4 protein-coding genes are annotated in these 2,543 nt (G+C 71.7%); 2 read left to right on the top strand and 2 right to left on the bottom strand.

From position 1 onward, the window contains the following. On the bottom strand, positions 1 to 107 hold a 107-nt coding region (locus K206_RS41770; RefSeq protein ID WP_196812901.1), incomplete at its 3' end, for a VOC family protein. Between the two features lie 512 nt (positions 108 to 619). Beyond that, on the bottom strand, positions 620 to 1,075 hold the full coding sequence (locus tag K206_RS0120960) for a universal stress protein (RefSeq protein WP_020204353.1): 456 nt from the start codon (positions 1,073 to 1,075) through the stop codon (positions 620 to 622). A 277-nt stretch (positions 1,076 to 1,352) separates the two neighbouring features. Here K206_RS0120960 and K206_RS0120955 point away from each other — a divergent pair, with 277 nt between their 5' ends. Together K206_RS0120955 and K206_RS38875 are read left to right on the top strand one after the other, a co-directional pair. Continuing rightward, on the top strand, positions 1,353 to 2,213 hold the full coding sequence (locus K206_RS0120955; RefSeq protein WP_020204352.1) for a polysaccharide deacetylase family protein: 861 nt from the start codon (positions 1,353 to 1,355) through the stop codon (positions 2,211 to 2,213). Next, positions 2,210 to 2,543: carboxypeptidase regulatory-like domain-containing protein (locus tag K206_RS38875; protein WP_043366952.1), on the top strand; the 334-nt coding region annotated here is incomplete at its 3' end. The genes K206_RS0120955 and K206_RS38875, both read left to right, overlap by 4 nt.

The following is a 2,543-nucleotide window of genomic DNA, read 5'->3' as shown; positions in this document are numbered from 1 at the left end:
GGCGGGCGGTCCCCCCGCCGGAAGCCGAGAATGCGTTCGTAGAATGCGCACGACCGTTCCAGGTCGGTGGTCCGGATGGAAAAATGCGCGAGCTTGCTGAGTGCCATCACTGCCTCCATTAACTTATCATTCGATCAGTGATCGAGTGATAAATTGTAGGAGGGAAGCGCCGCCGGGCCAAGAGAGCGGGGGATCAGGATTTACCCTTAGGCAAAGCGGCGGCCATGCCGCCCGCGGCGGGGCGGCTGGGTGGCGGGGTGGGGCGCGGCCCTCAGCGCTTGCGCGTGGCTTTCAGCACGGCCGGCACGCCTTGCAGGAAGGCGGCCACGCGCAGTTCGATGACGCGGTCGAGGTCCTTCGGGGTGGGCCGCTCATAGACCCACTTGCGCACGCCGATGTAGAAGACGCTGGAGCGGTCCGCGAGCCATTATCTGTCCAATATGAAGTACCCGATGAAGGGCCGCGGCCCGTTCGTGCACGACGACCCGGACGCCCGGCCGGCCGCGCGCCGCCATGACGTGGGCTCGGCTACCTGTACGCAATGTCGAAGCGCACGGATCTCCATGCCAACGCGCTGTACGACAAGCTGGGCGGCCAGGGCAGCGGCAAGGCGGCGGCGTCAGCGCTCGGTCTCGCTGCGCACCAGCAGCACCGGCTTGTGGCTCTTCTGCAGCACGCCTTCCGACACGCTGCCCATCACCAGGCGGCGTAGGCCGCGCCGGCCGTGCGTGCCGAGCACGATCAGGTCCGCGTTCCCGCGCTCCGCCTGCGTCACGATGGTGCCGGAGATCTGGCCGGGAGAGACCGGCTTCTCCAGCAGCGTGGTGGTATGGCGCACGCCGGCCTCCGTCAGCCGCTTGCCGGCCGTGGCCAGCGCTTCGCGGCCCAGCGCGAGGATGCTTTCCGTCAACTGGATGGGATCGTAGCCGCCGCCGGGGAAGAAGGCATCGCTGTCGTCCACCACGAACAGCGCCTCCACCTCGCTGCCGGTCGCCTTGGCGATGATGATCGCCTGGCTGATGGCGAGGTCGGACGAGTGGCTGCCGTCCACGGCAAGCAGGATCTTCTGGTACATGTCGGGTCTCCTCTCAAAAGTGTCTCGGGACGCCCGGCAAGGCGCGCCTTGTTTGCAGCATAGATGACGGCGGCGGCAGGCGCTTGACGCATGTCAAGCGTTGGCGCCGGGCCGGGCGCCCGGCCCGGCGCCGCCACGCGCGCCCGCGGCGGCAGTGGCCGGACGTTGATGTGCGTCATGTCGCGCCCGGCGGCGGCACCCAGAATGGAAACGCGCGCCGCCATGCCGCCAGCGGGAGCGGCTCCGGGGACGGCGCGCGAATCACACGGAGAATGCGATGCAGCGGAAGGAGCAGCGGGGCAGGTGGCGCCGTCTTCTGCGCCGGGCCGTGCCGTGGCCGGCGCTGGCGCTGGCGGCGTTGGCGGCGTTGCCGGCCGGTGCGCAGGATCCCGGGCCCGCGCGCCAGGTTCCGGTGCTGGTCTACCACCGCTTCGGCCCGGTGGCCGCGGACAGCATGACGGTGCGCACGGCCACCTTCGAAGCCCATCTGCGCATGCTCGCCGCGCAGGGCTACCACGTGGTGCCGCTGGCCGACGTGGTGCGGTGGCAGCAGGGCGGGGCGGCTCCGCTGCCGGCCGGGGCGGTGGCGATCACGGCGGACGACGGCCACCGCTCGGTGTTCGAGGTGATGATGCCGATCGCGCGGCGCGAGCATGTCCCGGTCACGCTGTTCATCTATCCCTCGGCGATTTCGAACGCTGCCTATGCGCTGACCTGGGATCAGTTGCGCGCGCTCAAGGAGACCGGCCTGTTCACGGTGCAGTCGCACAGCTACTGGCACCCGAACTTCAACACCGAACGCAAGCGCCTCGCGCCCGAGGCGTTCCGCGCGTTCGCGCACATGCAGTTGCGCCGCGCGCGCGAGCGGCTGGAGCAGGAGCTTGGCGGCCCGGTGCGCTGGCTGGCGTGGCCGTTCGGCATCCATGACGAGGAACTGATGGCGATCGCCGCCGACGAGGGCGTGGAGGCGGCCTTCTCGCTGGAGGGCCGCGCGGTCACGCCCGCCGCGCCGCGGCTGGCGCTGCCGCGCTTCCTGATGACCGACGCCTGCGGCGAGCGCTGCCTGGCGCGGATACTGGCGCAGGCAGCCGTGCCGCCGCCCGCCGCGCCCCGGCAGCAGAGCGGAGCCATGCCATGAACGCGCGCGCGCTTCGTTGGTGCGGCTTCGCGCTGTCGCTGGCGCTGGCGGCGGCAGGGCAGGGCGCGGCGGCAGACACCGGCATCGGCACCGCAGCCGGCGCCATCGCTGGCACCATCGCCGGCACCGTCGTCGACGCGCACACCGGCGCGCCCGTGGCCGGGGCGACGGTGGTCGTGCTGGACGGTTCGGCCACCTCGGGCCAGACCGGCGCGGACGGCGGCTTCACGCTTGCCGCGCCGCCGCGGAGCGGCGCCGATGTCGGCGCGCGGGCGCCCGGATATGGCCGCGCGCTCGCCACGCCCACGGACGGCGAGCCGGTGCGGCTGG

It is taken from the genome of Cupriavidus sp. WS (assembly GCF_000395345.1).
GTDB classification, from domain to species: Bacteria; Pseudomonadota; Gammaproteobacteria; order Burkholderiales; family Burkholderiaceae; genus Cupriavidus; species Cupriavidus basilensis_B.
The sequence above is the reverse complement of the archived record's forward strand: the minus strand, read 5'-3'. Positions and strand labels throughout refer to the sequence as shown.